Origin of the sequence: Sulfurimonas sp. C5, assembly GCF_029872055.1 — a bacterium.
In the GTDB taxonomy this organism is placed as follows: domain Bacteria; phylum Campylobacterota; class Campylobacteria; order Campylobacterales; family Sulfurimonadaceae; genus Sulfurimonas.
The window spans coordinates 135,259-161,311 of record NZ_JARXNQ010000002.1 but is presented as its reverse complement, the minus strand read 5'-3'; the positions used below and the strand labels follow the sequence as shown (position 1 = coordinate 161,311).

Here is a 26,053-nt window from a genome sequence, read left to right as displayed (position 1 = left end):
CGTTATGGAGTGTTTATGAACTCCGAAATTTCTTTAAAATATCTATCTATGTCTAAAAATCCGTGATCGCCGCCCTCTTCTATGATCATCCGTGCACCTTCTAATTTTTTCTCCGCTTCACGATAATCAAGAACTTCATCACCCTTTCTTGCTAAGAGCAGATAGTTCTCTTTTTTTACTTTATCAACACTAAACTTTTTCAAACTATTAACCTGAGCTTCTCCCCAGTTAAATGAAAAATTACCGTCATAGTAGCTTTTGTTGCTTCCAATTACTTTTTTTAACGTTTCATACGGCTTGATCGAAGGATTAATAAGCACGGCTTTAAGATTATACTTTTCACTCAAATATATAGCATAATACCCGCCCAAAGAAGAACCCATCAAAACGATCTCTTCATCCTCACATACATGTACAATCTCTTCTAACGTACTTATTGCAAGATCAGGAATAATTGAAAGCGAAGGGGCTAAAAACTTGATGTTTTTATTTTGAAAATACTCTCTAAAGAGTTTTGACTTTCCCCCTTGTCCGCTGCTTCCAAAACCGTGAATATATAAAATCATCTCTTTATCATCCTTTATAACTTTGCGATAGATTCTAAAACTTGATCGGGAATTATACCTTTTTGCAAATCAGCTTCATTAAACTTACCCGTTTTGACTAGCACTGCCTGCAACCCTGCTTTTTGTGCACCATGCACATCCCCTTCTATATCATCACCGATCATCACACATTCATTCGAGCTTAAACCTAAAGATTGACAGGCAAGTTCATAAAACTCTTTGGATGGTTTACCTAACACTTCTGCCCTTTGTCCGGAAGCATATTCCAAAGCACTTACAAAACAACCCGCATCCATACTCAGTTCATTGTCATGATCCTGAAAGTAACGATTGTTCGCAACTGCTATAAGTTTTGCTCCTTTTAGTAAAGTACGAAAAGCCTGATTTAAATTTTCATAGCTGAAATTGTGCTGGGCATCACCGACAACAACATAATTTTTCGGATACTTCTTTAAAGATTCAAAAAACATAACAGCATTGTCTGTCAAAAGAAACTCAGCTGTACTTTTTTGATTTTCCAAAAACATCTTTGTCATATCAAGTGCCGTTATTACTTCTTCTTGTTGAATCTCAAATCCGAGTTCCTGAAGTTTTTTCACTACCTCTACACCTGTTTTTTGTGTCGTATTTGTTAGAAAACGAATCGGATAGCGTTCTTTTATTCTCTTTATAGCATCTATGGCACCCTCTATCGGTGTATCGCCTACATACAATACACCGCCAATGTCACATAGAACTGCTTTTATATTATGGGTAAACATTTCACTTCCCCTTTATTGCAATCATCATAATGGTATTATATAATCTTCTTTCATTATTTTCCAAAGGATTTACACTGAGTGTTTTTGAGACTATTTTAAAAGAACTATACAATTACGCCGATGAAAATGTTGCCAATCAGACAAAAAAATTTTTTAAAACAGGTATCGGCGAATACTCTGAAGGGGATATATTTTTAGGGGTTAAAGTTCCCGTACTCAGAAAACTCTCTAAAAAATATAAACAACTTTCTCTTGATGAAACTATACTACTTTTAAAAAGCGAATATCACGAGAGCAGACTTCTTGCTCTTTTTATACTCATTTTTCATTTTGAAAATGCTTCCAAGCAAAAACAAACCATCTATGAACTCTATCTAAGCCATACGCAGTACATTAATAACTGGGATCTTGTGGATAGTTCTGCACATAAAATAGTCGGGAGCTATCTGTTGGATAAAAATCGGGATATCTTGTATCGACTTGTACAATCAGATTCTTTGTGGGAAAGACGCATTGCTGTTGTAGCAACTTTATGGTTCATCAAACATCTGCAACTCAATGACACTATTAAACTTGCGGAGATGTTGCTAAAGGATAAAGAGGATCTTATTCACAAAGCAGTAGGCTGGGTATTGCGGGAAGTTGGAAAACAGGATAAACAACTCCTGATCAACTTCCTAGAAAAGCACTCTAAAGTTATGCCCAGAGTTATGCTTCGCTACTCTTTGGAAAAATTCTCCAAAGAAGAAAGAAAAAAATATATGTAACTCTGTTTCTATCTTCCGTAGTATGCAATTACAGAAGCTTTGCCTATCGTATGTGCATTAATCATAAAACCGACAAGTCCCGGTAATGCCTCTTCATCTACTCCCAGCTTCTCAATATTTAATGCATGTACCGTAATTACATATTGATGCGGACCATGACCTACAGGTGGACATGCACCGCCAAAGCCACCTTGCCCGTAATCTGTTCGTGTTTGAATAGCACCTTTTGGCATAAGATCTAAACTTATATTGCCGCTGTTTTGTTTTAAACTCGTTACATCTTTTGGAATGTCAACTACAATCCAGTGCCACCATCCACTGCCTGTCGGCGCATCTTTGTCATACATAGTGATTGCAAAACTTTTTGTCCCTGCAGGAGCATTTTCCCAGCTAAGAGAAGGGGAGATATTTTTACCCATACATCCAAAACCATTAAAAACCTGTGCATCTGTCAACTGTCCGCTGAAATCATCACTTTTTAGTGTAAACCCATCTGCAAATATAAATGAAACACTTGCTAAAAGTATAAGAACTATCTTTTTCATCTTCACTCCTTCAATTCAATTTTTATATTGTATACAAATTTGACTATATTGTTCTAAGCGTATTTTATTTTTGTTTGGATTTTTACGCAACTCTTCAGATAATCCTCTAGCCCAAGAGGGTGATGGGGAATAGAGTATGGTAAGTTCGAGTGTTTTGCCGTCTAGTTCTATCTTCTGCATCTCTCTAGATCGCAAATCAAACTTTGTCTTAGTCGCTTTTTGAAAAAGCTCGGCTACGAATCTTCCCGAGAAAAAAAGCCGAAGTGTTTTATATTTGTTTTTTTTCAAAAGTGCCACAACATCAATCAAAACAATATTATGAAGATCACCGTCACTCGCTCCGCAACCTTTTTTACGGCTACACTCATCTATTGTATCAAAAATCCCAATGCTGTTTTGTAAGAAAAAGTTTTGTCTCTGCTCTTTTGTAGTTAGCGGTTGTTCACATTTACAACTTTGTTCTAAAATCTTCCAGAATGCATTGTACTTACTGCCATAGTACCAATCAACATCACCCTCTTGCAGTTTTTTTTGTGCAAAACGTGCCGGAGGTGTATTTCCGACGATCAGTGTTTTTGCCTTTTCAATGTTAAAAGGCTCGTAGGGATGTTTGAAATGACAGTATGTATGAATTTGACTTTTTCTATAATATATTTTCATTTAGCTTGGCTTTTTTATTTCTATCAAAATAAATTGAACTATAATAATAACCAAATAAAAGTGAACGATTAAGGAAGGATTATGGAGTATAGATACATAGGGAAAAGCGGTCTGAGAGTAAGCCCTATCTGTATGGGAACAATGACATTTGGGACACAAACTCCCGATGAAAAAGTGGCATTTGAGATCATGGATAAAGCATATGATCGAGGTGTAAATTTCTTTGATACTGCAGAGTTGTACCCTATCCCGCCAAATGCAAAACTAGCAGGTCTTACAGAAGAGATTGTCGGGCGCTGGCTTAAAACAAAACCGCGTGAGAGTATTATACTTGCTTCTAAAGTTGCAGGAGCTGCAAACGGCTGGTACACGCCACCTGTTCGCCACGGACTCACGGCAATAGACAGCTTTCACATCGAACGTGGAATTGAAGGAAGTTTAAAAAGACTCGGTACTGACTACATCGATCTTTACCAAATGCACTGGCCCGATACTGTTGTACCGATCGAAGAGAGTCTAAAAGCATTTGATCGTCTTGTAACTGCAGGAAAAGTCCGCTACATCGGGACATCAAACGATACTGCTTACGGTACGACAAAAGCACTTATGACTTCTGAGTATAAAGGATATGCAAGATTTCAATCGATCCAAAACAACTTTTCCCTTTTAAACCGTCGTTTCTTAGATGAGCTGGCAACTGTTGCACGTAAAGAGCAAATCTCGCTTTTAGCTTATTCACCTCTTGCTGGTGGTGTGTTAAGCGGTAAATACAATCAAAGCGCTGATGTTCACGGAAGATTTGCAAATTATGTCAAGTCTCCTAACTCAAGACTGAGAACTATGGCTCATCGCTTTTTAAATGATAAAACACTTGCTTCAACACAAAAATATCTCAAAATTGCAAGTGATTTCGGTCTGGATCCAGTAACACTGGCAATAGCGTGGTCAAAACAATTTGACTTTGTTGCTTCAACAATCGTCGGTGCGACAACACCTCAACAGCTCGATGCTTCTTTAGATGCTATGGATGTAGTATTGAGTGATGAGATTCTTGCAGCGTGTGATGCGGTACACAATGAGATTCTTTACCCTATGGGGTAGAAAGTTCTCTTTCTACTCTTGACAAAAACGACCCTTATCTTTAAATTTTGCCTTGTTTTCTTGTTTTTGTAGTTTTTCTATATCTTTAATTGATCTATTTATTTGTAATATTTTATCTCGACTATAATCAGTTTGTTCACAAGCATTTAAAGCTTTTTTGAAATATTCTAAAGCTTTTTTACAAAACTTCTGTTTTTTATAAACAAAAGCTATGTTTTGATACGTTGATATTGTATCAATATGATTGTTTCCTAATATTTTTTCCCTTATCTTTAAAGCCTTTAAATACCATTCTAAAGCTTCTAGGTATTTTCTTTTTGAACTATATACTGTAGCTATATTATTATATGTTGTAGCTGTACTAGGATGATTTATACCTAAAACTTTTTCTTTAATATCTAAAGCTTTTCCATGCCATTCTAATGCATCTTCATCACTGCCTTTTGAAGAATAAGTAGTAGCTATATTATTATACGTCACCGCTATATTTGGATGATTTGCTTCTAACATTTTTTCCTCTATTTCTAAAGCTTTATCATACCATTCCAAAGCTTCTTTATATTTCGTTCTTTGACTATACACTAAAGCAAAACCATTATATGTTATTACAATATCAAGCGGGTTTATTTCTACTAACTTTTTTTCTATTTCTAAAGCTTTATCATACCACTCTAAAGCTTTTTTATAATCTTTTTTGTTAATATATACTGAAGCTATATTGTTATATGTAACTATTTTATCAGGATGGTCTATTTCTAATATTTTTTCCTGTATTACTAAAGCTCTTTCAATCCAGTCTAATGCCTCTTCATATTGTCCTTGTTCATTTAAAATAACTCCTAAAAGGTTATAGCTTTTAGCTATTGATAACTCGTCACTATTTTGGGAACTTTCTCTTATCTCTTTTGCATTATTCTGTATATTCAAAGCAATTTCATAATCTGCTACTCCAAAATATAAATATGTTAAAGAATCTAATAGTCCTGCTATATATCCATCTTTCTGATTTTTATAAAAGCTTAAAAAAGACTCAATAATAGAGATATAATGAGTAAGTAAATTAATTACCAAAGTTGAATCATAAGGATCAATGTAATTTGCTACATTTTCAAATATAGGAATTATTTCTTCATACTCAGGTGGATACGATGTCAATATAAAAGTTTTAATAATCTGATGCAATTTATATTGACCATCTTTATGAATAAGCCACCCTTTATCTACAAGCTGTTGAAGCTGAGTTCTTTCGACTTCAAGCAGCTTATCATATATTTCAAAGCTTATCTCAACCGATGGGAAAATTGAAAGTTTTTGTAAAAGCAGTTTTAACTCTTTATCTTTCTCATTTTCAAACTGTTTATTAAAAATTTTTTTCAAATGCTCATCAAATGTTTGTCTGTCTTTTGACTGAATTTTTGCAATTGTATTGTTTTTTATATCATCTCTTAACTCATTTAAAGTGATATATTTTCTCACCAAAGACTTAGCCATCAGATTTATAAACAGAGGATGGTTGTCAAGATAGTCAAGTATATCTTCAATATCTTCATCGGTTTTATAGATGCTTAAAAAAAGTTCTCTTGCATCTTCTCTTAAAAGTGTTTCTAAATTTAACTGATGGTTTGTATCTATATCTGTTTGTCTACTTGTAATTAACATATCAAAGTTTGTATTTAAAGCTTTTAGTTTTTCAAAATCTTCTATTCTCTCAAGGTTATCTATTAAAAACAGATTTCTTTCAGGATACTCTTGAAGTCTTCTAATAATTGCATCAAAACTATTAAGTTGAAACATCTCTTTAAAATTTATAAGGAAAATATCTTCTAAGGACAACTCTTCATTTGAGAGTTCTATGAAAGCTACTTTTTTATACTCATCTTTATGTTTATGAAAATACTCATATGAGACTTCACTTTTACCTACACCTCCTATACCATTTACAATATAAATAAGTTTATTACTTTGCAGATTTTCTTGTATCGCTTTTAATTCATCAACTCTCCCAATAAAATCAGGATTTCTAGGTGGTAAAGCGGTAAGGTTTTTTTCATCAACTTCTTGTGATCTAGCAATTTCTTTTTTAATCTTTTTATATTCAAATAAAGGATGCCAAGGATAAGCTTTAGCTTTTACTTCATTATTCTCTCCATTTGCCCATATGATTGGCAAAGTATTGTTCGGACATTGATGAGAATATGCTATTAAAAGAGAAGATTCTTTGTATCCTAAGGGATGACTAGGATATACTTTTTCACCTAACTTTTTTATAAGGTCTAACTCTTCTTGAGTCAGCTTTTGTTCCGCATGATGTTTTTGAATATTTTTAGTAGATTGAAAATTTGGCTGTATAAATGCAATATCTGAAAATTCTTCTTGAAATCTTTTAAGTGCAATATCTGTAATAGTGATGCAGATAATAGCGCAGTTCTTTTCATCTATAGACTCTATAATATCTTTAAATTCTGTTACGAACTGATTCCCTGTACCGTGTGTATCATTAAAAAATATAAAAAAATTAGAACTATCTTTTAGTATATCTTCTTTTAATTCTGAAGCTTTAAAAACATTATTCTCATGGATTTTCCACTCTTTTGCAAGATCATAAATAAAACGATTTGAACTATCTGTATTTTCATCTGAACTTACTAAAATAATATTTTTTTTATCTAATTCATATTTGCATTGATCGATTTGGGTTTTATATGTTTTAATAGTATCTATGAGTCTTTTACTATTTCTAAAATCAATGAGGTCAAATAGTTTTAGAGCGAGTTCATACTCTTTTGGATCTTTAAAATTTGAAAACCAATTTACAAACTTTTGTTGATCTAATTCAAATTCTTCAATTTTTTTAACTAAATTTTCTAATTCCTTTTGACCCAATTGACATGCAAGCCAAGGATGAGAAGATAAAATATCGCTCACTATACACCTTTTCACTATTGATAAGGTATTTTATATTGTTATGTCTTAATCTTTTATATTTACAGAAGTGAATTTAAACTAGCGTATATTTTTGCCTGATTACTCTTGTAGGTTTCAAGTTCCTCTTTCCCTATAAGAGTACTTAATTCTTTTTCAATCTCTTCAATGATTTTATTTGCCTCTGCCATTAAATTTTTACTTTTAGCGGTAAAGCTGATCATCTTCTCTTTTTGATTTTTTTCTGTACTCAATTGTACATAATCAAGCTCTTCAAGCTTTTTTATATTTTTATGCATCGCTTGTCTTGAATATCCAAGCTGACGCGAGAGTTCAGAACTTGAGATCTCCCCAGCCTGATCGATATAGGGAAATAGAATGATGAGTGCTTCGCTCAAACCTTCAAAGCCTTGTTGCTGTAATCGCTGTAAAATCACTTTATTAAATATTTTTCCCGTTTCTAATGATAAAAAACATAAAGACATTGTAAACCTAGTTGACATTATTTGTATTTTATTCTATACTTTTGAAGCATATCACGAAATATCAAAGAGAGAAATAAAATGAATTTAACAAATAAAATAGCCTTGGTAACTGGAGCAAACGGCGGATTGGGTTTAGCGATTGTAAAGGCTTTGCTGGAGAATAATATTGAAAAAGTATATTGTGGAGTAAGAGACTTAAAAAATACTCAAAATTTGGAAAAATTATCGGATAAAATTTCACTTATTCAATTAGACCTTTCAGATCACACTATGTTGGAAAACAACTTGGCATCTGTTGAAAATATTGATCTGCTTATCAATAATGCAGGTGTTAACAGCGGCAAAACAATTTTTGAAGATTGCTATGCAGATTTTACGATCAATGTGCAAGGGACGTTAAAAATAACGCAACTCTTATCTGACAAAATAAATAATGGCGGTGCTATCGTAAACATTACTTCTATTTTAGCACTTTGTAATCTTCCTGTTATGGGTCTTTACTCTGCTTCTAAAAGTGCCTTGCATTCACTGACACAGGCAATAAGAGCGCATATGAATTCAAAAGGGATTACCGTACTTGAAGTACTGCCTGGTCCAATCGATACAAAAATGACTCCGGATGAAAGTATGCCCAAGGCATCACCGGAATCTATAGCAGATGAGATTATAATGGCTCTGCAAACAGATCAAACGGAGATCTATCCCGATGAGTTTGCAAAAATGATCAAAGAAGGTCTTACTCATGACCCTAAAAGTGTTACTGATCAGTTTGCACAATCTTTAAGATAAATTTGCAAAACTTTGATTTTCAAGGGATATTTTTTGAAGCTTTTCTAAATTCCCTTGATCTAAAGTCAGCTTTTTAGTTTTTTGTGCAAATGAGATAAGATGTTCATAAGAACTTAGATCTATACTTTTTCCAAATAAAGCAGCATCAGAAATATGTGAAACAATATCATTATGTTCCACCTCATCAAAATGTTTTATAATATTTTGTGCCATTATATGGCTTAGGTGTTCGCCATGCTTTAAAGATTGTAAAACTTTATTCTTTGCAGTATCTTTTTCCAAACCTCTTTCATGAAGTGCTTCAACACTCATACTTGCTAAAGTTTCAGAATTTTTTCTGCTCTCTGAAGTTGTACTTACTTCCCTTACCTCTACAGGTAAAGCGTAAGCAAACGTTATATTTGTTATTAATACTGTAAAAATTATTATTTTTTTATTCATATCTTTTTCTCCTGTTTCATAAAGGTATGTAACAAGTTTAGTAAATCAAAGATAATGAAATATAAACACAATAATTACTTTAAAGGTTTTTAACCCTCCAAAAAGATTCCAATAAAATCTCATCTTTATAATAGATAATACCTTTAAAAACATCACCAACTTTATAGTTTCCAACCCCTTTAGGAGTACCGCTCATAATAACATCACCGTCACATAAACTCATAAAACTCTCAATCTCATTTATCATCACATCAGGCTTATAAATCATTAGATCATACGTAGCTTCCTGTCGAAGCTCATCATTAATATATAGCTCAAATCTAAGCTGTTTTACATCTCCGTGAAATTCAATAAAGTGCCCAAGAACGGCAGAACCGTCAAACGCTTTGGCACGTTCCCACGGCAACCCTTTTTCTTTCATTTTATTCTGTATATCTGCATGTGTCAGATCAAGCCCGAAACCGATTCCCGCTATTTGAGAACTCTCAATTAAAAAACAGATCTCACCCTCAAAACGAGTATCTTCATTATAATAATGCAACTCTTTTGAAAGTGCCGTATTCGGCTTGTTAAATACTACCATGCTCTCTGGTATCTCATTACCGAGTTCATAAATATGCTCTACATAGTTACGTCCTATACAAACTATTTTGCTCGGACATATCTCTTTGTCTTCAAACTTTATTGTTCTCATAAGATCTCTACCTTATTTTTGCATTGTCTTATGCCAAAGATTGTACTATAAAATAATTTAATTTGTTTAAAATCTCCAGCTTTGTATTTTCTCTTTTGCTATAATGAACACACAAACTATCCTTGAGGGTAATAAAAGTATGAAACCTCTCTTTTTAGCTTTAAAAGCCAACCTAAATAACTATGAAAACATACAGTCTGATTTTGCCAATCTTCTTGAAGGAAGATGGGTACCAGATGAAAACCTCCATCTGACGATCAATTATTTTGGAAACAAATATAGTGTAGAAGAAATACTGGAAAAACTGCCGAAATTGATTACCCCTATTCCTACACAAACTCTGTCTGGTTTAGATTATTTTAAAACAAATAAAATTTTATATGCCAAAAGTACAAGTATGGGGATTGCAAGATTAAGCGACTCTATTTCCAAAAAATTCTCTTTGAAACAGACAAAGGAATTTGTCCCACATGTCACTCTTATGAGAATAAAAAATATCACAGATATAGATAGTTTTAAAGAGGTACTTGAAAGTTATAAAAATGAAGATCTCGGTAGCGTTGAAACGACGCTTCATTTGATGGAAAGCGAGATACGCCACCCTGGAGGTGCCGTATACACATCTATTAAGAGTTTTTAGACTGCTTTTTACTTTCCATTTTAATATAGATATGTAAAATTTCAATGGCAGCAGGAGTGATACCACTAATGTTCATTGCTGTTTGAAGTGTCGGCGGGTTGAACTTGCCAAGTTTTTCTTGGATCTCTTTGCTCAGACCGCTCACTTTTGTAAAGTCAAAATCTTCAGGAATTTTCACTTGAAGATATTTTTTCATCTTCTCGATCTCTTCACTTTGTTTTTCAATGTAACGGGCATATTTCCCCTCTACAAGAATCTCCTCTTTGATATACTCATCATACGTTGCAAGTTCAGGAACAAGTTTAACCATCTTTTCAATGTCAAAGCTTTTACGTGCAACTAACTGCTGAGCTGTTGATACATCTTTAATTGGCTCTTCATCCATTGATGCAAGCAGTGCATTCACTTCTTTGTTAGGAGTAAAACGTGTTTCTTCTAAAAGTTTGTAGCCCTCTTGGATATCTTTGTCTTTTTGTTGTACTTTTGCATATGTTTCATCATCTAAAAGACCTATTTCATGTCCGTAGTGGCTAAGTCTCGTATCTGCACTCTCTTCACGAAGAAGTAGTCTGTACTCTGCACGAGACGTGAACATTCTATATGGTTCTTTTGTCCCTTTTGTCACTAGGTCGTCAATAAGTACACCGATGTACGCTTCGTCACGGCGAAGTACTAAAGGCTCTTTCCCTTGAATTGAAAGTGCCGCATTTATACCCGCCATAATCCCTTGAGCTGCAGCTTCTTCATAACCAGTTGTTCCGTTAATCTGACCAGCTAAATAAAGCCCTTTGATCTTTTTAGTCTCCAACGAGTGTTTTAACTCTCTTGGATCAACAAAGTCATACTCGATCGCATAACCATAACGAACGATTTTCGCATTTTCCATCCCTTTAACAGAGTGGATCATGTCACGCTGAACATCAGGTGGAAGTGACGTACTCATACCGTTTACGTATACTTCCGTATTGTCTGCAGTTTGAGGTTCTATGAAAAGATGGTGTCTGTCTTTATCACGGAATCTATTGATCTTATCTTCAATCGATGGACAATATCTAGGTCCCACACCCTCAATTTGACCTGTAAAAAGCGGTGCACGGTAAAAGTTTGACTCAATAATGTTATGTGTCTCTTCATTTGTATATGCAATGAAACATGGAAGCTGTTTTTTCGTACGTCTGAACTCCGCGCGATCAGTTCTAAAAGAGAATGGATTTGGAAGCTCGTCACCGTCTTGCTCCTCCATTACAGAAAAGTCGATCGTAGAACTATCGATTCTCGCACACGTTCCCGTTTTTAGTCTATCCATAATCAGACCAGCTTCTTTTAATGATGCACTTAGCCCTACAGAAGCATTTTCTCCAAAACGCCCGCCTACTTGTTTTGTCTCACCGATGTGGATTACACCGTTTAAGAAAGTTCCCGAAGTGATGATCACTTTTTTTGCACGGTATTCATTTAGAAGTTGTGTAATTACACCTTTAACTTCATTGTCTTCAATAATTAAAGACTCAACCGTCTCTTGCACAAGATCCAAATTCGGTTCGTGAAGTACTTTGTTTCTTGCAATAACACGGTATTTGTCCATATCAATCTGAGCACGGCTTCCACGAACTGCAGGTCCTTTTGTCTGGTTTAGAATTCTAAACTGGATACCGGCTTCGTCAGTAATAAGACCCATCTCACCGCCAAGTGCATCGATCTCGCGAACTAAGTGTCCTTTTGCAAGTCCGCCTACGGCAGGATTACAAGAAGTAGCACCCACGTTTTCAGCGAGCATTGAAACCATTAAAGTTTTATTACCCATACGAGCAGCAGAAAATGCAGCTTCTATACCCGCATGACCACCACCGACAACGATTACATCATATTCCATAAGCACCCTCATTGTACAATTTAGAAAAAATACCAAAGCTCAGGTATTTATTCTAAATCATACTTAAACATTAATTTTAAATGGAATTTTATCATTTTTAAGTATCATTTGCATAATAAAAACTAAACTAATTAGGCTTTTTAAGATGAGTGACGATTTATTTAAAGATTATAAACCGGAAATTTTAGAGTATGATGCTGAAATCGATGGTATGACTGATTTTGAATTAAGAGAAAACAGACTCGAAACAAAAGAGAACCTGTTAGACAAAATTAGAGAAGCAAAAGCAAAAGCTAAAGGGAATCAAACAACCTTTAGACAAAACATTAGAACAGAGAACGAAAAGCAATGATACAAAACGCACATAATGCTTATACTGCCGGTGATTATGAAACGGCTTTTAAACTTTATACTGAACTTGCCGAACAAGGTAATCCTGATGCACAGGCATCTTTAGGATATATGTACCAAATGGGGCAAGGGTGTGAACAAAATAATGAAAAAACATTTGAGTTCTACACAAAAGCTGCAGAAGCGAAACAGCCATACGGACTTTTCAACCTTGCTATTTTATATGCAAACGGTTTAGGCGGTGTAGAACACGATCAGTTCAAAGCACATGAGCTTTTTATGGAGGCTGCAATCCGTGAAGTACCTCAAGCACAATACGAAGTAGCACTTATGCTTGAGCGCGGTCTTGGATGTGTACAAAACTATTCAGAGGCTGCATTTTGGTATGAAGAAGCTGCAAAACGCGGTAATCTTGAAGCATTTAACAACCTGGGGACTCTATATAAAGATGGTCTGGGTGTAAATCAAGACGATGCAAGATGTTTCATCTGTTTCTCACGCGCGGCTGAAGGCGGTCTGGCACAAGGTCTGTACAATCTAGGTCTGCTGTACGATCAAGGGATCGGTTGTGAACAAGACAACGACAAAGCGCTTGACCTTTGTAGAAAAGCTGCATACAAAGGGCATGAACGTGCAAAAGAGATCATCCGTGGTCTACAAGAAGACGGAAAGATAGTGTTCTAATGTTCACAGGCCTAATCAGAGAAGTTGCAACTGTTAAAAGTTTTGTAGGAAGTAAACTCTGCATCCGCTCATCGCATAAAGCAAAACTTGGCGACAGTATTGCGATCAACGGTGCATGTTTAACCGTAATTGAAACTTCTCATGACGGCTTTTGTGTCGAACTCTCACCAGAGAGCCAAAAACTTCTAGCAATCGAGAACTACAAAAACGAAGTACATATCGAACCTGCAATGGCGATGGGTGATCGTTTTGAAGGGCACATTGTTCAAGGGCATGTCGATACAATCGGTGAAATAACAGATATCAAAGACAACGGCAACTCATTCGATGTTTTTGTAAAACTGGACAAAAAATTTATCCCTTATATCGTACCAAAAGGCTCAATCACAATTGACGGTGTAAGCCTGACAATCAATGAAGTTTTCAATGACAGCTTCCGCCTTACGATCATTCCCCACACAATGAAAGAAACACTCTTTAAAAACTACAAAAAAGGCTCACGTGTAAATATAGAAACAGATATGTTTGCACGCTACATCGCACATATTCTCAAACATCAAACATCTCAAGATTCCCTTACTTGGGACCAAGTTGATTCGATTACATCTCTATATTAATGAAACAAAAAGTTTTAAAAGAGTTCTTTGGGCATAACAGCTTTAGAGAACTTCAAGAAGAAGGTGTTGATGCGATCTTGGAAGGTCGTGACCTTTTAATGATTCTACCGACCGGTGGTGGAAAAAGTTTAGTCTATCAACTCCCTACAATGATGATGTCAGGAGTTACAATTGTTATTTCTCCGCTTATTGCCCTTATGCAGGATCAAGTAGCTTCTCTGCAAGCACAAGGGATCTCTGCTGCAATGCTTTCATCAGCTCAGAACTTTGATGAGATTGAGGAGACAATAAGAGCTTTATACGCCAACAAACTCAAGTTTTTATATCTCTCACCTGAGAGACTGAATAATCCTCATACACTAGAGATACTTCGTAACATTGAGATCAATTTTTTTGTAATCGATGAAGCACACTGTATCTCTCAATGGGGACATGAATTTCGCGATGATTACCGTTCTTTAGGGCAATTAAAATATAACTTTCCAGATAAAGTAATTGCAGCATTTACAGCTACTTCAACGCATCATGTAACAGAAGATATTCTAAGAGAATTGCAACTACAAAATCCTCTGCTTCTTAAAGGAAAAATATTTCGTAAAAATCTTTTTATCTCTGTAGAGAGACGAATATCAAACGGTCAGGCACAACTCAAAAATTTTCTATTAAATCATAAAGAAGAAGCCGGAATCATCTATGTAAGTTCAAGAAAAAAAGCGGAAGATCTCAGCTCTTATTTGAATCAGGCAGGATATAAAACACTTCCCTATCATGCAGGGCTACCTCAGCATATTCGTGAACACAATTTCAAACTTTTTGTAAATGATCGCGTAAACATTATGGTCGCTACAATTGCTTTTGGTATGGGTATTGATAAGGCTGACATCCGTTTTGTAGTGCATATGAGCCTGCCGAAATCTCTAGAAAACTATTACCAAGAGATAGGGCGTGCGGGACGTGACGGAGAAAATTCAGAAGTATTACTACTTTTTAATGCGGGCGATATTATGCAGCATAAACGCTATCTTGATGAGATTGCCGATCCAATTTACAAAGAACACTTGGCAGAAAAGATCAATACTATCTATAAATATGCGACAAGCGAGCTTTGTTTTCATCAGCAGTTGGCTTCTTACTTTAATGATGCGATCGAAGAGTGTGGTGAAAGATGTGAAAACTGTTTAAGCGATGATGAGAGCAGAGATATTACAAAAGAAGCACAAATGCTACTCAGCTGTATTTATAAAACTGATCAGACATTTGGGAAAAACTACATTATCGATGTACTTCGGGGTTCAACAGATCAAAAACTATTAGCCAATAAAGCAGATAAACTTTCAGTTTATGGAATTGGCAGTCATCTTGGCAAAAAAGAGTGGTTTGTCATTGTAGAGCGTCTCATAGAGTTGCAAATCATCACTTTAGGGGAGTTTCAAGCACTCAAACTCACTCAAGAAGCTGCAAATATTTTACGATCGCAACAAAGTGTTTCGATCAAAGCTTCACGTCTTAATAGTTTAGAAAAGCACAGAGCAAAACAACAAGAGGGTGAGTTCGATTATGACCGTTCTTTATTTGAAAGGCTTCGTGAAAAACGTAAAGAGCTGGCAGAGGAGCTTGAAGTACCTGCATATATAATTTTCAGCGACAAAACATTAAAACATCTTGCAAACGAGATGCCGACATCAAAAGAGGAGATGTTAGAGGTTAACGGTGTAGGAATTAAAAAATATCAACAATACGGTGAAGAGTTTTTAAACATTATCAACTCTTAAAACTTCATACTAAAACCAACTCCTATATTATACCCCTCTATCGATTCTGACTGTGCAGAACTCACTTCAACAAAAAAACGTTCTATATAATCATATTGATTCGGGACATAAAGATACATAGTACCACTCATAGTTGTATAACGGTCTACTCCTGTAGTATTTACAACCGTCCCATTCAAAAAATATTCATATACCCGTCCTTCAAACGTTAAATAGTTTGTACCAAAATCAAAAATACTGGGTGTTTCAAAACCTGTAGAAAAGCTCATCACAGATGATTCACTCCTAAAACCGTCTAATTCCCCTAATGAAAAATTTGTTTTTGTTTCATAAAGTTTGTATTCGAAGTCGGCATATATTTTATACTCGTTAAACACATCCATGTAATTGAGACTTGCTTCAAATTCATATGTAAGATTTGTATTAAAATCATTACCAAATAAATTTTTTACGGTATTTTGAACATTTGCTTCTCCCAACTTCACAGCCGATCGGGAATAAAGTATTTCACCACCTATAGAAGCACTGAATCCATGCCCAAATATGTATCTTATACCTCCTCCCAAACCACCTATATAGGTATCAATACTTGTACCGTAAGCAATCACTGATTCATAAGGCTGAAGTGTATGTTGGCTCACTGATACCCGGCTAAAACTCAAATCACCTTTTATATAATAATTCCAAGCACTTTTTGAAGGAAAATCATATCTGATTGGAAGATGATATATCTCTAATGATATTCCTCTATTTTTAAAATGGTAAATTCCAGAATTTAATCCTTTTTGGGATGAAAAGATCAATATGGAATTAATATTTGCTTTCCCTACTTCTTGCACATCTGCTTGTAGAATCAATGAAATCCAAAAGGTTAAAACAAAAGCAAGAAGAAGTTTCATTTAATCTCTTAACGGTTCCACATCTGGATTACACTGAAGCTTATGTTCCACATCCACTTCTTCATAACCTTCTATATTAGACAATGAAGCTAAAGTTGCACTTCTAAAATCTTCACCTTTATTGAGATAAACGTGAAAACCATTTAGATGTAATGCCAGCCTTGTTTTTAGCGCTATCGAATAAGTAGTCAGTACACCCTCTTTTTTTATCGCTTTTGCAATGTCTGCAAAATACTCCTGTGTCCAAAGAATAGGATTAGCAGAGGGGCTAAAAGCATCTTGATAAACAATATCAAACTGGTTTTCAAATCTTTTGATATACTCTCTTGCATCCCCTAAAAACAGTTCTATGGAAAATTCTTCATCTTCATACCAGCCCTGCTCGCTGAGATCCTCAATTACATTTGAAAAACATTCAAACTCTTCAGGATACGTAAAATCTTTTAAAGAATGTACAAGATCACTGTCAAGCTCTGGAGAATAGATATATAACTTACAGTTTAAACCATTTTGTTGGTGATACCATAATGTTGCCAACGTATTAAAACCGAGTCCAAAACATATGTCTAAAATATGCAGTTCACTTTTATTTTTGTGGATGGTGAAAGCTGGAATTACATGTTTTTGTAAACTTTCCTTAAGTGCACCGTCTTTTGTAGAGTGATAATGTTCATCATATTCTCTAGAATATGCCGTATAACTACCATCTTCACTTAAAACTAATTTATGCATCTCATCATCGAAACTATTCAAACTCACTCACTTTCAAAATTTAACTAAAAATAACAATAATGTTAATGATATTATAAGCTATATTGATTTATTATACTTATAATTTTAACAAAAAAAGGGGTAAAATGAAGATTTTAGGGAAACTTTTACTTGGTTTAGGACTATTGGCAACACCATTATTAGCAGGCAGTAATAATAGTGTTATAGCAGCGATGGGCGGAGTTGTTATATTATTTTTTCTAGTATATCTTGCTCTTATTATTCTGTTCTTACTATCACAAAGCTCTTTTGCAAAAGTAATGACTACATCAAATCCTATGAACAATACTAGCGGTGTTTGGATCTGGACACAACTTATTCCAATTTGGTCACTTGTTGCTATTCCTGTAACACTTTTAAAACTCAATACTCAGTTTCAAGCTTTTGTTGCAGAAAGAAATCTAACTTTTAACGATATTAAAATGTATAGTAACGTTTGGGGATGGGTTTGGTACGGAAGCTCTATTGCTAGTTTTATTTTCCCATTATTCGGTCTTGTTGCTTTAGTTGGTCTTATCGGTTTTTGGGTACACATCAGTAATGTTAAGAAAAGCATCTTAATGCTAAATGCTGCTCCTGTAACAGTAAATGCTGAAGCTGCTCAAGAATAACTCTATAATGGCAAAGAACTCTATTTTTTTCTAAATAGAGTTCCGCTTTCATACTTCTCAGAAAATAAAAAATCTTTTGCAGCTTTAAGATCAAATCCACTACATAAGAACATACTTCTACCGTTATCCATCATGTATTTTGCAGCTTTTAGTTTTGTTACTATGCCGCCAGAGGCGAATTCATTGTTTGGGGAATGTTCTTGATTAAGATCTTCATTTGTAATTTCATTCACCTCTTGTAAAAGTTTGGCATTTGGATTTTTTTTCGGATTTTCTTCATAGTAACCTTGAATATCACTAAGAATTATAAGCGTATCTGAATTTGTATAATGTGCTACGTGTGCTGAGAGTTGATCATTATCTCCAAAAAGTTGATCTGGGATAGTAGAAATATCATTTTCATTTACAATCGGTATAATGCCGTTTGCCAATGCACTATCTATAATATCTTGAAAAATTTTCGTATGTACTCGGGAGTCAAAATCCTCCTCCGTTAAAAGAATTTGTGCAATATCTACGCCGTATATATCAAACTTGTTTTTATAACTATGCATGAGAATCGGTTGTCCTACTGATGCCAAAAGTCGTTTGCTTACTGCTTTCTTTCTATCAATTTTAAGTGCCGTATACCCCGAAGCTACCGCTCCTGATGTTACAAGGATTACTTCATATTTTTTTCTTGCTTCTGCGATTAGTGAAACAAGATTTAACATCCTCTCTTTAGCTACTTCATCTCTATTTGTTAAAACACTACTCCCTACTTTAAATACTATTCTTTTCAATTATTTATCCTTTCAGCCGTTTTGTTCAATATAACATATCAAACTTAGTATGAAGTAAAAGAAGACTCTCAGGCTATTTGTTGTAAATATTTTTTAGTTTAATTTTGTTATTTTACATATTTTATTGTATACTATAACCAATTTTAACAAAACATTAGGGCTGCTTATACAGTAATTAAGAAAAAGTAATTATTTCTGAGGTTTTTCAAAAAATCTTGAAGGAGGCATTTGAGTGGAAAACACAGCTACACGTATTATTTCAAAAACTGCAAATACTCCTTTCATCCCTGAAAACAACGATGATACATTACCCGCTGAATTTCTCCAACGTATTGTTAAACGTCTGGAAGAAAAATTTGTATTTTACAGTCATGACCTCAACAGCAATAAACTTTTGTATCTTTCCGGTGCAGTCGAACACATCTTTGGTATTTCCAGACAACAAGTATTTGATTCTTATTGGATTAAATACATTAACTGGTCTGATGAATCCATAACTACATGTTTTGAATTTTTTAAAACTCTTCAAGAAAAAAAAGTAAAGCATAACTATATGGAGATAGACTTCACACATCCAGACGGTTCACAAAGATATATTTCTGTTCACAGTTATATCGATGTAAACCAAGAAGGGATACCTGTTATTGAGGGGATTATTGAAGAGATTACAGATCGTAAACTTCTTGAAAAAGAGATGAACTACTTGGCAACTCATGACTCGCTAACATGCCTATGTAATAGAAAAACAATTGAAAGTCGTTTAGAAAAAGATTTATTGGAAGCAAAACGATATAACCATCCAATATCATGTATTCTTTTAGATGTCGATCATTTTAAAAATATCAACGATAGACACGGTCATTGTGCAGGAGATTTTGTACTTCAAGAATTTTCAAAAATCCTTAATATTACAGTGCGTGAAACAGATTATGTCGCACGTTACGGTGGTGAAGAGTTCTTAATCGTATTGCCTTTTACAGAAAATACTGAAGCGGAAATACTGGCACAAAGGCTACTAGCAAGTATTGTAAAAGATCCTATTGCTGTCGATGAAACAACAAGACTCTTTATTACAGCCAGTTTAGGGGTTGCTTCTTATCCCAAAGATGCAGATTCCATGGAGGCTTTAATATCTGCTGCAGATTCAGCTATGTATGACGCCAAGAACTCTGGACGTAATAAAGTTGTCCTCTATGAAAATAATTAAGTAATAATCATATTATTACTTTATTTCTGCCGCTCTCTTTAGCAATATACAATTTCTCATCAGCTTTTTTAATAGTCTCTAAAATATCATCTGTATCATTATGCATTTGACATCCAAAACTACAAGTTACAGAACCGACATCTTGAAACTCAGACTTTTGAATCTCTACCCTTAAATGTTCCGCTATGTTTTGTAAAGACTCTTTTGTATCCACTTCAGTTATTATGACAAACTCTTCTCCGCCCCATCTTATAACTTTATCATTTAATCTTGTATGTTTATTTACAATTGAAGCTACTTGTTGTAGAACCTTATCTCCTGCATCGTGTCCGTAAGTGTCGTTCACCCTTTTAAAATGATCTATATCAAAGAAAATTATTCCTGTTTGCATATTATGATTTTGTTGCATTTGTAAAATCTTGCTTATATTTTTATTGAAATATATTCTATTGTAAAGCTGTGTTAATTCATCAACACTCGCTTCTTTTTTAAGTTCAAGTTTCTCCACCATACTATCTGTGATATCAATAAAATTCACTATATATTCATGCTCACCGAAATTATTTATCGAAACGGCAAAAGCATGCGGTTCAACACTGTAGTTAAGCATTGACACTACCCTTTGTCTTCCACTAAGATTTAGAAGACTTTCAATCCAATGTGCTTCACCCTCTTTCACCTTACCTAAGTGAAAGAAGTTTTCTTGTTCTATAAATCTTTCACATATACAGTCATAGTCTTCTCTAAAGGCTTCTAAACTTTCATATCCAAAAAAGTCTAATAATGTTTTATTTACAAACTTAAGTTCTTTTCCGTCAGTCAATATCACGATTGAATTCTGTGTATCAATAACATCTTGCAGTTTATGTTGCAATTCATATTGAGCATTCACCATCTCTGTAATATCTGAGATATAGCCTATAAAGTAGTCAATTTTACCGTCCTCATCTTTTTTGACAACTGTATAATCTACTACCCATTTGAGCTCACCAGATTTTGTCACTACACGATACGGTTCATGTGTAAAGTAATCCACTTTGTTTTCTTTTGCACTTTCAACTTCATTTGCAACCCGTGCAAGATCATTTTCATAAACACATTTTTGATATGCAAGTGAGCCGTTAGAAAAATCTTCCTGAGTATAGCCGAGCATCTTTTCAACATTTTTAGATACATATTCAACAGTCCAAATTTTGTCATCACGCCATTTAAATAAAGTAGAATCTCCAATATCAAATAAAGATAATAACTCTTTTTGTTCATTTACCAAATTTTCAATTTTTTCCTGATGTTCCAAAAGGCACTGTTGCGCTTCAAGTTCCTTAATTTTGAACCTTGTTAAAATCAAAGATATAAAAATTTCTATTAACAAAACAGGTATTATAAAAATGAGATTTAATTTAAATATATTGTATAACTCATTATATATCCCGGCATATGTATGATATGCGATTAAATACCAGTATCTATCACTTGTAACTGACCTGTTTGGACTAATGACACTTACAGGATCATACGCAATGTAATGCGCATAACTGTTATCAAATTCCAAGACATTACTTTTAGCTTCTAAAATTTTCTTCCATCCATTAGGATAATCATTTGAAAACCGATTCTCACTTTTGTTAAACATAAAACCAAATTCTCTATTTTTATCTACTCCAACCAGGTAATAACCCTCTTTGTTTAACAATAAATTATTTAAATGTTTCTCTGATTTTTTAATAGAGTCCAAGAGTGTTTGTGCACAATAATTAACTACAACATACCCTTGTTTTACACCATTTACAAATACAGGTTCTGCAAAGCGGATCATAGGTCTATAGGGCTCTTCAATCTTACCGTATTCTATGTTTAGGTCTAATGCTGAAACATAAATCTCATTTTCTTGCAGTTTTGATGCTTCTAAATAATAATATCTTGAGCTTTTATCTTGAAGATCCGTTTTTTTAACTACTTGTTCATTAATCCAATCAACACGTACTATCTCTTTACCGTCCAGGCTTAAGTATCTTAACTGTTGGTAGTGATGATGGTTTTTTGCAAATAAGAAAAAATTCGTTTCAATTTTCTTAATAAACTCAGTATCATTATTTTTAATTTTTGTTTCTACATACTCAACCATATAATCAAGGTCCATCTCGACATGAGCAAGTGTAGCCGTAATATTTTTTGTTTTCTGTTTGAGAACTGTATCAAGAAGATTGTCTGTTTCGCGTATGATTGAAAGATAAGAGTTGTAAAGAAAAATGGAATATATTACAAGTGAAACAGTAATGATTGAACCAAATATTTTAAAAAATAACTTGTAAGGGTTCTTGCCGTTTTTCAAACAGTTCATATATTCTCTTTTTATTAATGTTAGATTATTCTATCATAGATAGAATTAAAAATTTTTATAATCCGTTGCCCCACATATGTAGCTTTTTTGCCATTACTAAATCATAGCCTTCAACTACGTTATCTATGTAATTTGGACTACGAAATTCAAACCTGTCAAGCATATCAATTGTCGCTTCTATATCCATGTTCCCTTTTTTTTCCATAATAATAATATGTGCGGCATTAGCTAAAGTCGTATAGGCAATTTTCACAAGTTGTTCCGGTTTTGTATGTTGTGAGAGAATTTCTTGAAAAATAACGACATCATTGTCTCGAGGCAGTGCCCGAAAAGGTTTTAAAAAATTATCAACTTGTTGTTTTTTTTCAACATTAAGAGCACCAAAAGAATCCTGATCTTCTGTGTAGTAAACAACTCTTAGTTCACCGTTAACCTTTTGCATCAATTCACCAAGAGCCGTAGTAGTATCGTCAGGATTAGTGGTAACTTGCATATAGCAGTTACCCGGAAGGGGATTAAATAGTTTTAAAAACTGATCTAAATCCATCAATATGACCCTTAAACCGCCATATCATGTAGTTCACGGAATAAAAACGCTTCTACAATATCGTCTATACTTCTCTGCGTATGTGCAACAAGGGGCATCATATTGTATTCTAAAAACGGCATAGGGTTTTCAAAATCATTGATTAGAACTACCGCTTCAGAAAGGTTGTCAAATGCATCAAATGCATCTGCATGTAAGATCTCTACAACCTCTCCTGCTTCAATAAGAATCTGTGCCCAAACCTTAACATCGGCTACACTTACTAGTGATGCTTCTTGAACATCATCACTATCCATTGGAAGAACAATATACATCTCTATTTTTTCCCTACTTTTTTCAAATTTAATTTTAATTTTTCATTATCCATTACACCTATTTTATGGCTCAGTACATCAGATGCTATCTTTTTAGCATTTTTAAGTGAGTGCATTTTATACGTACCGCACTGATATACATTGAGTTCAGGAATATCTTTTTCAGATTTAACGCTTAGTACATCTTCCATAGATTCTTTCCATGCTTTTGCCACTTTTTTCTCTGAAGGTGTACCGATTACAGACATATAAAAACCAGTTCTACAACCCATTGGAGAGATATCTATAATCTCTACTTTTTTAGAATTTAAATGATCTCTCATAAAACCGGCAAAAAGATGCTCTAATGTATGTAATCCTTTCCCATCCATTTTATCTACATTTGGCTTGTAAAAACGGAGGTCAAAAACAGTAATCTTATCTCCAGATGGTGTTTTCATCCCCTTAGCACGACGAACTGCAGGTGCTGGCATGATTGTGTGATCAACCGTAAATGAATCTAATAAAGGCATAATTACTTCCCTTTTATTTTTTAGGTATTTTATCGTCTTTTTGATTTATATAACTGAGGATTGAAACTAATTATGTAAAATAAGCACTAACATATCCAACGACACTCTCAGTATCGTTACTCACATCAGCACTCGTTCTATAATCAATAATATGCGGCTGCATAGAGAATTTTTTAGCACTTGTAAGTAAAGCTTTCACCCCTATCATACCACAAGCTTCACACCCCTCTTCCAATTTCTCCAGATTTAAGTTCTCAATCGCATTTATACAGATCTGATCGCGTAAGTTTGCCTCTTTTAAAGTATAAAAATGACTTAGGTCCGTACTTATAATTATCCCTATATCATTTTGTTTTAATAAATAATCTATGATATGCGATACACTCTCTGTATCTACACTTGAATACACCAGTTCTACAAGTGTTGCATCAGGAATATAATGTTTTAAAAAGGGGAACTGTACCTCTGTTGAATGTTCATGATGTGCTTCAGGTACACATCCGATCTGAAAGTTCTCCTGCAAAGCTTTTACAATCTCTTGGTCACATTTTAAAGCTCCAAAAGGTGTATCATACTCTTCAAACTCACATAAACTTATTCCGTTGAATCCTATACGATGAGATGGACCAATGACAACAAACCTTTTTATAGCTGAATTTTGTAAAATTCTATATGCAATATTTGCAGTAAACCCTGAATATATATATCCTGCATGTGGTACTATCACAGCCCTACTGCATGTATCTATGAGCGAAAAGTGTTTTTCAAAAACCTTATTGAAATACTTTAAATAACTCTCAATTTCCTCGTTCGATGCCGGATAAAAACTTCCTGCTACACTCATTGCCCTTTTCATTGCCAAACTCCTTCAATAGGTTCGCCACATTCGCAACATCGAGACTCTTCCAAACAAACTATCTCCGTACTGTACCCTTCTCTTTCTATAACTCGTGCCCCACATTTTGGACAATAGGTACTACCGTCATTAATTACATTTCCTAAGTAGACATATTTTATCCCATAGCTGTGAGCTATCTCTTTTGCTTTGTTTAGTGTTTCTATTGGTGTACTCGGAGTATCCATCATCTTATAATCGGGATGAAAAGCACTAAAATGCCAGGGGATATCTAAACCCAGTTTTGTTGAGATAAACTCTGCCATATTATTTATCTCCTCTTCAGAGTCATTAACTCCGGGAATTAAAAGCGTTGTGATCTCAAGCCATATATCACTTTTTGCAAAACGTTCTAGGGAATCAAGAACTCCGTCTAGATTTGTTTTGAGTACTTTTTTGTAATAATCATGCGAGAAGCTTTTAAGATCTATATTTGCCGCATCAACCCAACTCTTCATATCTTCTAATACTTCATGAGATTCATATCCACTGGATACAAAAACATTTTTCAAACCGTTTTGCTTTGCCAGTATTCCTATATCTTTTGCATATGGATACCAAATGGTTGGTTCATTGTATGTGTAGCTGATACTTTGTGTTTTGTGTTCGAGTGCTAGAGCTACTATCTTTTCAGGAGGATAATCTGCAGCTTCGTTTACATCTGTAGTTTGGGAGATTTCATAATTCTGACAAAACGGACATCGGAAGTTACATCCGACCGTACCAAGAGATAATGAGCGTGAACCTGGTAAAAAGTGATACAGCGGTTTTTTCTCGATTGGATCTATATGCAAAGCACTTGGATGTCCGTAAGTCTTATTTACAAGTTCTCCGTCAATATTATAATTAATTCCACATATCCCGTGTTTATTCTCTTTTAATGTGCAGTAGTGCTGACACAAAACGCATATGATAGAATGTTCATCTTTAGATCGGTAGTATTGCATCGAATTTCTCCTCTATAGTTTCTACTCTATATCTATAAATTTTTGGATGATTTAAATAAACTGAAGGTGTTAGATTTGCCTTGTACGCAAGATGTTCTAAAAATAATTCCGGAGTTTGGAGCTGTTCCCAAACCTGTGGTAAGAATGTCCCCTGATATCCGTTATGATTAATAATGAGTCCGTCTTTGTTTGGTTCAAGTTTCTCAAGAAGATCAGTATAGTCACTGTACTCTATCAATTCAGGCGAACTAAGCAGTGAAATTTCGAGATTAATATTATGGAGTTCCTTAAACTCTAATGGGGAAAATCTAGGATCAGAAAATGCAGCTGCATACGCATTATCAATAAGATCTCTAAGCAGTGTTTGATGAGCTATTATAGAACCTATACAGCCTCGTAAATCTTTATGGGAATGTAAAGTAACAAAACAAGCCCCCTTTTTTTCTAAAAAAGGATATTTATCGATTACATCTTTTAAATCAAAACTATAACTTTGATCCAACTCTTCCAAAATAGCACTTTTTGCAATGCGTAACAGTACGGGGTCTAACATAAAGAA

At 34.4% G+C, this 26,053-nt stretch carries 29 protein-coding genes; 10 read left to right on the top strand and 19 right to left on the bottom strand.

The window, feature by feature from the left end; genetic code table 11:
* Positions 1 to 2 precede the first annotated feature (2 nt).
* A complete protein-coding gene (locus tag P6N22_RS05105; protein WP_280330795.1) occupies positions 3 to 566 on the bottom strand; it encodes a YqiA/YcfP family alpha/beta fold hydrolase in 564 nt (187 codons plus the stop codon).
* A 14-nt stretch (positions 567 to 580) separates the two neighbouring features.
* The gene (locus tag P6N22_RS05100) at positions 581 to 1,327 is read right to left on the bottom strand and encodes a TIGR01458 family HAD-type hydrolase (protein WP_280330793.1); all 747 of its coding nucleotides are present in this window, start codon (positions 1,325 to 1,327) and stop codon (positions 581 to 583) included.
* Between the two features lie 29 nt (positions 1,328 to 1,356).
* Between P6N22_RS05100 and P6N22_RS05095 the strand changes: the two genes are divergently transcribed.
* The gene (locus P6N22_RS05095) at positions 1,357 to 2,094 is read left to right on the top strand and encodes a DNA alkylation repair protein (RefSeq protein WP_280330792.1); all 738 of its coding nucleotides are present in this window, start codon (positions 1,357 to 1,359) and stop codon (positions 2,092 to 2,094) included.
* 8 nt (positions 2,095 to 2,102) lie between these two features.
* On the opposite strand, the gene P6N22_RS05090 is transcribed toward P6N22_RS05095, so the two are convergent.
* On the bottom strand, positions 2,103 to 2,639 hold the full coding sequence (locus tag P6N22_RS05090) for a YbhB/YbcL family Raf kinase inhibitor-like protein (protein WP_280330790.1): 537 nt from the start codon (positions 2,637 to 2,639) through the stop codon (positions 2,103 to 2,105).
* A 15-nt stretch (positions 2,640 to 2,654) separates the two neighbouring features.
* Positions 2,655 to 3,299 (bottom strand): hypothetical protein, encoded by a 645-nt coding sequence (locus P6N22_RS05085; protein WP_280330788.1) that lies wholly within the window; start codon positions 3,297 to 3,299, stop codon positions 2,655 to 2,657.
* A gap of 81 nt (positions 3,300 to 3,380) precedes the next feature.
* Here P6N22_RS05085 and P6N22_RS05080 point away from each other — a divergent pair, with 81 nt between their 5' ends.
* Positions 3,381 to 4,400, top strand: coding sequence for an aldo/keto reductase (locus P6N22_RS05080; protein WP_280330787.1), 1,020 nt, complete (start codon positions 3,381 to 3,383; stop codon positions 4,398 to 4,400).
* Positions 4,401 to 4,412: 12 nt separating this feature from the next.
* Here P6N22_RS05080 and P6N22_RS05075 read toward each other — a convergent pair whose 3' ends face one another.
* Together P6N22_RS05075 and P6N22_RS05070 are read right to left on the bottom strand one after the other, a co-directional pair.
* Entirely contained in the window at positions 4,413 to 7,325 is a 2,913-nt protein-coding gene (locus P6N22_RS05075) for a tetratricopeptide repeat protein (RefSeq protein ID WP_280330785.1), read from the bottom strand.
* Positions 7,326 to 7,384: 59 nt separating this feature from the next.
* Positions 7,385 to 7,825 (bottom strand): helix-turn-helix domain-containing protein, encoded by a 441-nt coding sequence (locus P6N22_RS05070; RefSeq protein WP_280330783.1) that lies wholly within the window; start codon positions 7,823 to 7,825, stop codon positions 7,385 to 7,387.
* A gap of 60 nt (positions 7,826 to 7,885) precedes the next feature.
* On the opposite strand from P6N22_RS05070, the gene P6N22_RS05065 reads away from it, so the two are divergent.
* Positions 7,886 to 8,596, top strand: a complete 711-nt coding sequence (locus P6N22_RS05065; RefSeq protein ID WP_280330781.1) for an SDR family NAD(P)-dependent oxidoreductase — start codon at positions 7,886 to 7,888, stop codon at positions 8,594 to 8,596.
* Here the strand turns inward: P6N22_RS05065 and P6N22_RS05060 are convergent.
* Positions 8,588 to 9,037 (bottom strand): hypothetical protein, encoded by a 450-nt coding sequence (locus P6N22_RS05060; RefSeq protein ID WP_280330780.1) that lies wholly within the window; start codon positions 9,035 to 9,037, stop codon positions 8,588 to 8,590. The two genes, P6N22_RS05065 and P6N22_RS05060, sit on opposite strands and share 9 nt — an antisense overlap.
* A gap of 79 nt (positions 9,038 to 9,116) precedes the next feature.
* Positions 9,117 to 9,731 carry a fumarylacetoacetate hydrolase family protein gene (locus tag P6N22_RS05055; protein ID WP_280330777.1) on the bottom strand — a complete coding sequence of 205 codons (615 nt, stop codon included), beginning with the start codon at positions 9,729 to 9,731 and terminating at the stop codon, positions 9,117 to 9,119.
* Positions 9,732 to 9,870: 139 nt separating this feature from the next.
* Between P6N22_RS05055 and thpR the strand changes: the two genes are divergently transcribed.
* Positions 9,871 to 10,371, top strand: coding sequence for an RNA 2',3'-cyclic phosphodiesterase (gene thpR / locus P6N22_RS05050; protein WP_280330775.1), 501 nt, complete (start codon positions 9,871 to 9,873; stop codon positions 10,369 to 10,371).
* Here thpR and mnmG read toward each other — a convergent pair.
* Positions 10,358 to 12,244 carry a tRNA uridine-5-carboxymethylaminomethyl(34) synthesis enzyme MnmG gene (mnmG, locus tag P6N22_RS05045; RefSeq protein ID WP_280330773.1) on the bottom strand — a complete coding sequence of 629 codons (1,887 nt, stop codon included), beginning with the start codon at positions 12,242 to 12,244 and terminating at the stop codon, positions 10,358 to 10,360. The genes thpR and mnmG overlap by 14 nt on opposite strands.
* Before the next feature lie 145 nt (positions 12,245 to 12,389).
* Here mnmG and P6N22_RS05040 point away from each other — a divergent pair, with 145 nt between their 5' ends.
* Genes P6N22_RS05040 through recQ form a run of 4 tightly spaced genes read left to right on the top strand, consistent with a single transcriptional unit; the run spans position 12,390 to position 15,668 of the window.
* The gene (locus P6N22_RS05040) at positions 12,390 to 12,596 is read left to right on the top strand and encodes a hypothetical protein (RefSeq protein ID WP_280330771.1); all 207 of its coding nucleotides are present in this window, start codon (positions 12,390 to 12,392) and stop codon (positions 12,594 to 12,596) included.
* A complete protein-coding gene (locus P6N22_RS05035; RefSeq protein ID WP_280330770.1) occupies positions 12,593 to 13,279 on the top strand; it encodes a tetratricopeptide repeat protein in 687 nt (228 codons plus the stop codon). Before P6N22_RS05040 ends, P6N22_RS05035 begins: the two co-directional genes overlap by 4 nt.
* The gene (gene ribE, locus P6N22_RS05030) at positions 13,279 to 13,896 is read left to right on the top strand and encodes a riboflavin synthase (RefSeq protein ID WP_280330768.1); all 618 of its coding nucleotides are present in this window, start codon (positions 13,279 to 13,281) and stop codon (positions 13,894 to 13,896) included. The genes P6N22_RS05035 and ribE overlap by 1 nt, the downstream gene beginning before the upstream one ends.
* Positions 13,896 to 15,668 (top strand): DNA helicase RecQ, encoded by a 1,773-nt coding sequence (recQ, locus tag P6N22_RS05025; RefSeq protein WP_280330766.1) that lies wholly within the window; start codon positions 13,896 to 13,898, stop codon positions 15,666 to 15,668. The genes ribE and recQ overlap by 1 nt, the downstream gene beginning before the upstream one ends.
* On the opposite strand, the gene P6N22_RS05020 is transcribed toward recQ, so the two are convergent.
* Both P6N22_RS05020 and P6N22_RS05015 read right to left on the bottom strand, forming a co-directional pair.
* Complete coding sequence (locus tag P6N22_RS05020) at positions 15,665 to 16,567, bottom strand: hypothetical protein (protein WP_280330765.1); 903 nt, start codon at positions 16,565 to 16,567, stop codon at positions 15,665 to 15,667. The two genes, recQ and P6N22_RS05020, sit on opposite strands and share 4 nt — an antisense overlap.
* A complete protein-coding gene (locus P6N22_RS05015; protein ID WP_348542135.1) occupies positions 16,568 to 17,326 on the bottom strand; it encodes an MnmC family methyltransferase in 759 nt (252 codons plus the stop codon).
* Positions 17,327 to 17,424: 98 nt separating this feature from the next.
* Between P6N22_RS05015 and P6N22_RS05010 the strand changes: the two genes are divergently transcribed.
* Positions 17,425 to 17,949 (top strand): hypothetical protein, encoded by a 525-nt coding sequence (locus tag P6N22_RS05010; protein WP_280330761.1) that lies wholly within the window; start codon positions 17,425 to 17,427, stop codon positions 17,947 to 17,949.
* A 20-nt stretch (positions 17,950 to 17,969) separates the two neighbouring features.
* Here P6N22_RS05010 and proB read toward each other — a convergent pair whose 3' ends face one another.
* Positions 17,970 to 18,731, bottom strand: a complete 762-nt coding sequence (proB, locus tag P6N22_RS05005) for a glutamate 5-kinase (RefSeq protein WP_280330759.1) — start codon at positions 18,729 to 18,731, stop codon at positions 17,970 to 17,972.
* A gap of 232 nt (positions 18,732 to 18,963) precedes the next feature.
* On the opposite strand from proB, the gene P6N22_RS05000 reads away from it, so the two are divergent.
* The gene (locus P6N22_RS05000) at positions 18,964 to 19,938 is read left to right on the top strand and encodes a sensor domain-containing diguanylate cyclase (RefSeq protein ID WP_280330757.1); all 975 of its coding nucleotides are present in this window, start codon (positions 18,964 to 18,966) and stop codon (positions 19,936 to 19,938) included.
* A gap of 7 nt (positions 19,939 to 19,945) precedes the next feature.
* Here the strand turns inward: P6N22_RS05000 and P6N22_RS04995 are convergent, their stop codons facing one another.
* From P6N22_RS04995 to amrA, 7 genes are all read right to left on the bottom strand, one after another.
* Positions 19,946 to 22,279: a diguanylate cyclase gene (locus P6N22_RS04995; RefSeq protein WP_280330755.1), complete on the bottom strand. Its 2,334-nt coding sequence runs from the start codon at positions 22,277 to 22,279 to the stop codon at positions 19,946 to 19,948.
* Between the two features lie 55 nt (positions 22,280 to 22,334).
* A complete protein-coding gene (locus P6N22_RS04990) occupies positions 22,335 to 22,826 on the bottom strand; it encodes a hypothetical protein (protein WP_280330753.1) in 492 nt (163 codons plus the stop codon).
* Positions 22,827 to 22,837: 11 nt separating this feature from the next.
* Positions 22,838 to 23,140, bottom strand: a complete 303-nt coding sequence (locus P6N22_RS04985) for a hypothetical protein (protein WP_280330752.1) — start codon at positions 23,138 to 23,140, stop codon at positions 22,838 to 22,840.
* A gap of 2 nt (positions 23,141 to 23,142) precedes the next feature.
* On the bottom strand, positions 23,143 to 23,652 hold the full coding sequence (luxS, locus tag P6N22_RS04980) for an S-ribosylhomocysteine lyase (protein ID WP_280330750.1): 510 nt from the start codon (positions 23,650 to 23,652) through the stop codon (positions 23,143 to 23,145).
* A 70-nt stretch (positions 23,653 to 23,722) separates the two neighbouring features.
* Positions 23,723 to 24,508, bottom strand: coding sequence for an AmmeMemoRadiSam system protein B (gene amrB / locus P6N22_RS04975; RefSeq protein WP_280330748.1), 786 nt, complete (start codon positions 24,506 to 24,508; stop codon positions 23,723 to 23,725).
* A complete protein-coding gene (gene amrS / locus P6N22_RS04970; RefSeq protein ID WP_280330746.1) occupies positions 24,505 to 25,494 on the bottom strand; it encodes an AmmeMemoRadiSam system radical SAM enzyme in 990 nt (329 codons plus the stop codon). The genes amrB and amrS overlap by 4 nt, the downstream gene beginning before the upstream one ends.
* Entirely contained in the window at positions 25,475 to 26,047 is a 573-nt protein-coding gene (gene amrA / locus P6N22_RS04965) for an AmmeMemoRadiSam system protein A (protein ID WP_280330744.1), read from the bottom strand. The genes amrS and amrA overlap by 20 nt, the downstream gene beginning before the upstream one ends.
* Between the last annotated feature and the right edge of the window lie 6 nt (positions 26,048 to 26,053).

Excerpts from the sequence above, each read along its gene's own strand:
- P6N22_RS04985 (WP_280330752.1), bottom strand. The coding sequence starts at position 23,140 with ATGTATATTGTTCTTCCAATGGATAGTGATGATGTTCAAGAAGCATCA.
- P6N22_RS05010 (WP_280330761.1), top strand. The coding sequence starts at position 17,425 with ATGAAGATTTTAGGGAAACTTTTACTTGGTTTAGGACTATTGGCAACA.
- P6N22_RS05095 (WP_280330792.1), top strand. The coding sequence starts at position 1,357 with ATGGTATTATATAATCTTCTTTCATTATTTTCCAAAGGATTTACACTG.
- P6N22_RS05090 (WP_280330790.1), bottom strand. The coding sequence starts at position 2,639 with ATGAAAAAGATAGTTCTTATACTTTTAGCAAGTGTTTCATTTATATTT.
- luxS (WP_280330750.1), bottom strand. The coding sequence starts at position 23,652 with ATGCCTTTATTAGATTCATTTACGGTTGATCACACAATCATGCCAGCA.
- P6N22_RS05040 (WP_280330771.1), top strand. The coding sequence starts at position 12,390 with ATGAGTGACGATTTATTTAAAGATTATAAACCGGAAATTTTAGAGTAT.
- P6N22_RS05085 (WP_280330788.1), bottom strand. The coding sequence starts at position 3,299 with ATGAAAATATATTATAGAAAAAGTCAAATTCATACATACTGTCATTTC.
- P6N22_RS05070 (WP_280330783.1), bottom strand. The coding sequence starts at position 7,825 with ATGTCAACTAGGTTTACAATGTCTTTATGTTTTTTATCATTAGAAACG.
- amrS (WP_280330746.1), bottom strand. The coding sequence starts at position 25,494 with ATGCAATACTACCGATCTAAAGATGAACATTCTATCATATGCGTTTTG.
- P6N22_RS04990 (WP_280330753.1), bottom strand. The coding sequence starts at position 22,826 with ATGGATTTAGATCAGTTTTTAAAACTATTTAATCCCCTTCCGGGTAAC.
- mnmG (WP_280330773.1), bottom strand. The coding sequence starts at position 12,244 with ATGGAATATGATGTAATCGTTGTCGGTGGTGGTCATGCGGGTATAGAA.
- P6N22_RS05055 (WP_280330777.1), bottom strand. The coding sequence starts at position 9,731 with ATGAGAACAATAAAGTTTGAAGACAAAGAGATATGTCCGAGCAAAATA.
- P6N22_RS05020 (WP_280330765.1), bottom strand. The coding sequence starts at position 16,567 with ATGAAACTTCTTCTTGCTTTTGTTTTAACCTTTTGGATTTCATTGATT.
- P6N22_RS05060 (WP_280330780.1), bottom strand. The coding sequence starts at position 9,037 with ATGAATAAAAAAATAATAATTTTTACAGTATTAATAACAAATATAACG.
- thpR (WP_280330775.1), top strand. The coding sequence starts at position 9,871 with ATGAAACCTCTCTTTTTAGCTTTAAAAGCCAACCTAAATAACTATGAA.
- P6N22_RS04995 (WP_280330755.1), bottom strand. The coding sequence starts at position 22,279 with ATGAACTGTTTGAAAAACGGCAAGAACCCTTACAAGTTATTTTTTAAA.
- recQ (WP_280330766.1), top strand. The coding sequence starts at position 13,896 with ATGAAACAAAAAGTTTTAAAAGAGTTCTTTGGGCATAACAGCTTTAGA.
- ribE (WP_280330768.1), top strand. The coding sequence starts at position 13,279 with ATGTTCACAGGCCTAATCAGAGAAGTTGCAACTGTTAAAAGTTTTGTA.
- P6N22_RS05080 (WP_280330787.1), top strand. The coding sequence starts at position 3,381 with ATGGAGTATAGATACATAGGGAAAAGCGGTCTGAGAGTAAGCCCTATC.
- P6N22_RS05105 (WP_280330795.1), bottom strand. The coding sequence starts at position 566 with ATGATTTTATATATTCACGGTTTTGGAAGCAGCGGACAAGGGGGAAAG.
- P6N22_RS05035 (WP_280330770.1), top strand. The coding sequence starts at position 12,593 with ATGATACAAAACGCACATAATGCTTATACTGCCGGTGATTATGAAACG.
- P6N22_RS05100 (WP_280330793.1), bottom strand. The coding sequence starts at position 1,327 with ATGTTTACCCATAATATAAAAGCAGTTCTATGTGACATTGGCGGTGTA.
- amrA (WP_280330744.1), bottom strand. The coding sequence starts at position 26,047 with ATGTTAGACCCCGTACTGTTACGCATTGCAAAAAGTGCTATTTTGGAA.
- P6N22_RS05065 (WP_280330781.1), top strand. The coding sequence starts at position 7,886 with ATGAATTTAACAAATAAAATAGCCTTGGTAACTGGAGCAAACGGCGGA.
- amrB (WP_280330748.1), bottom strand. The coding sequence starts at position 24,508 with ATGAAAAGGGCAATGAGTGTAGCAGGAAGTTTTTATCCGGCATCGAAC.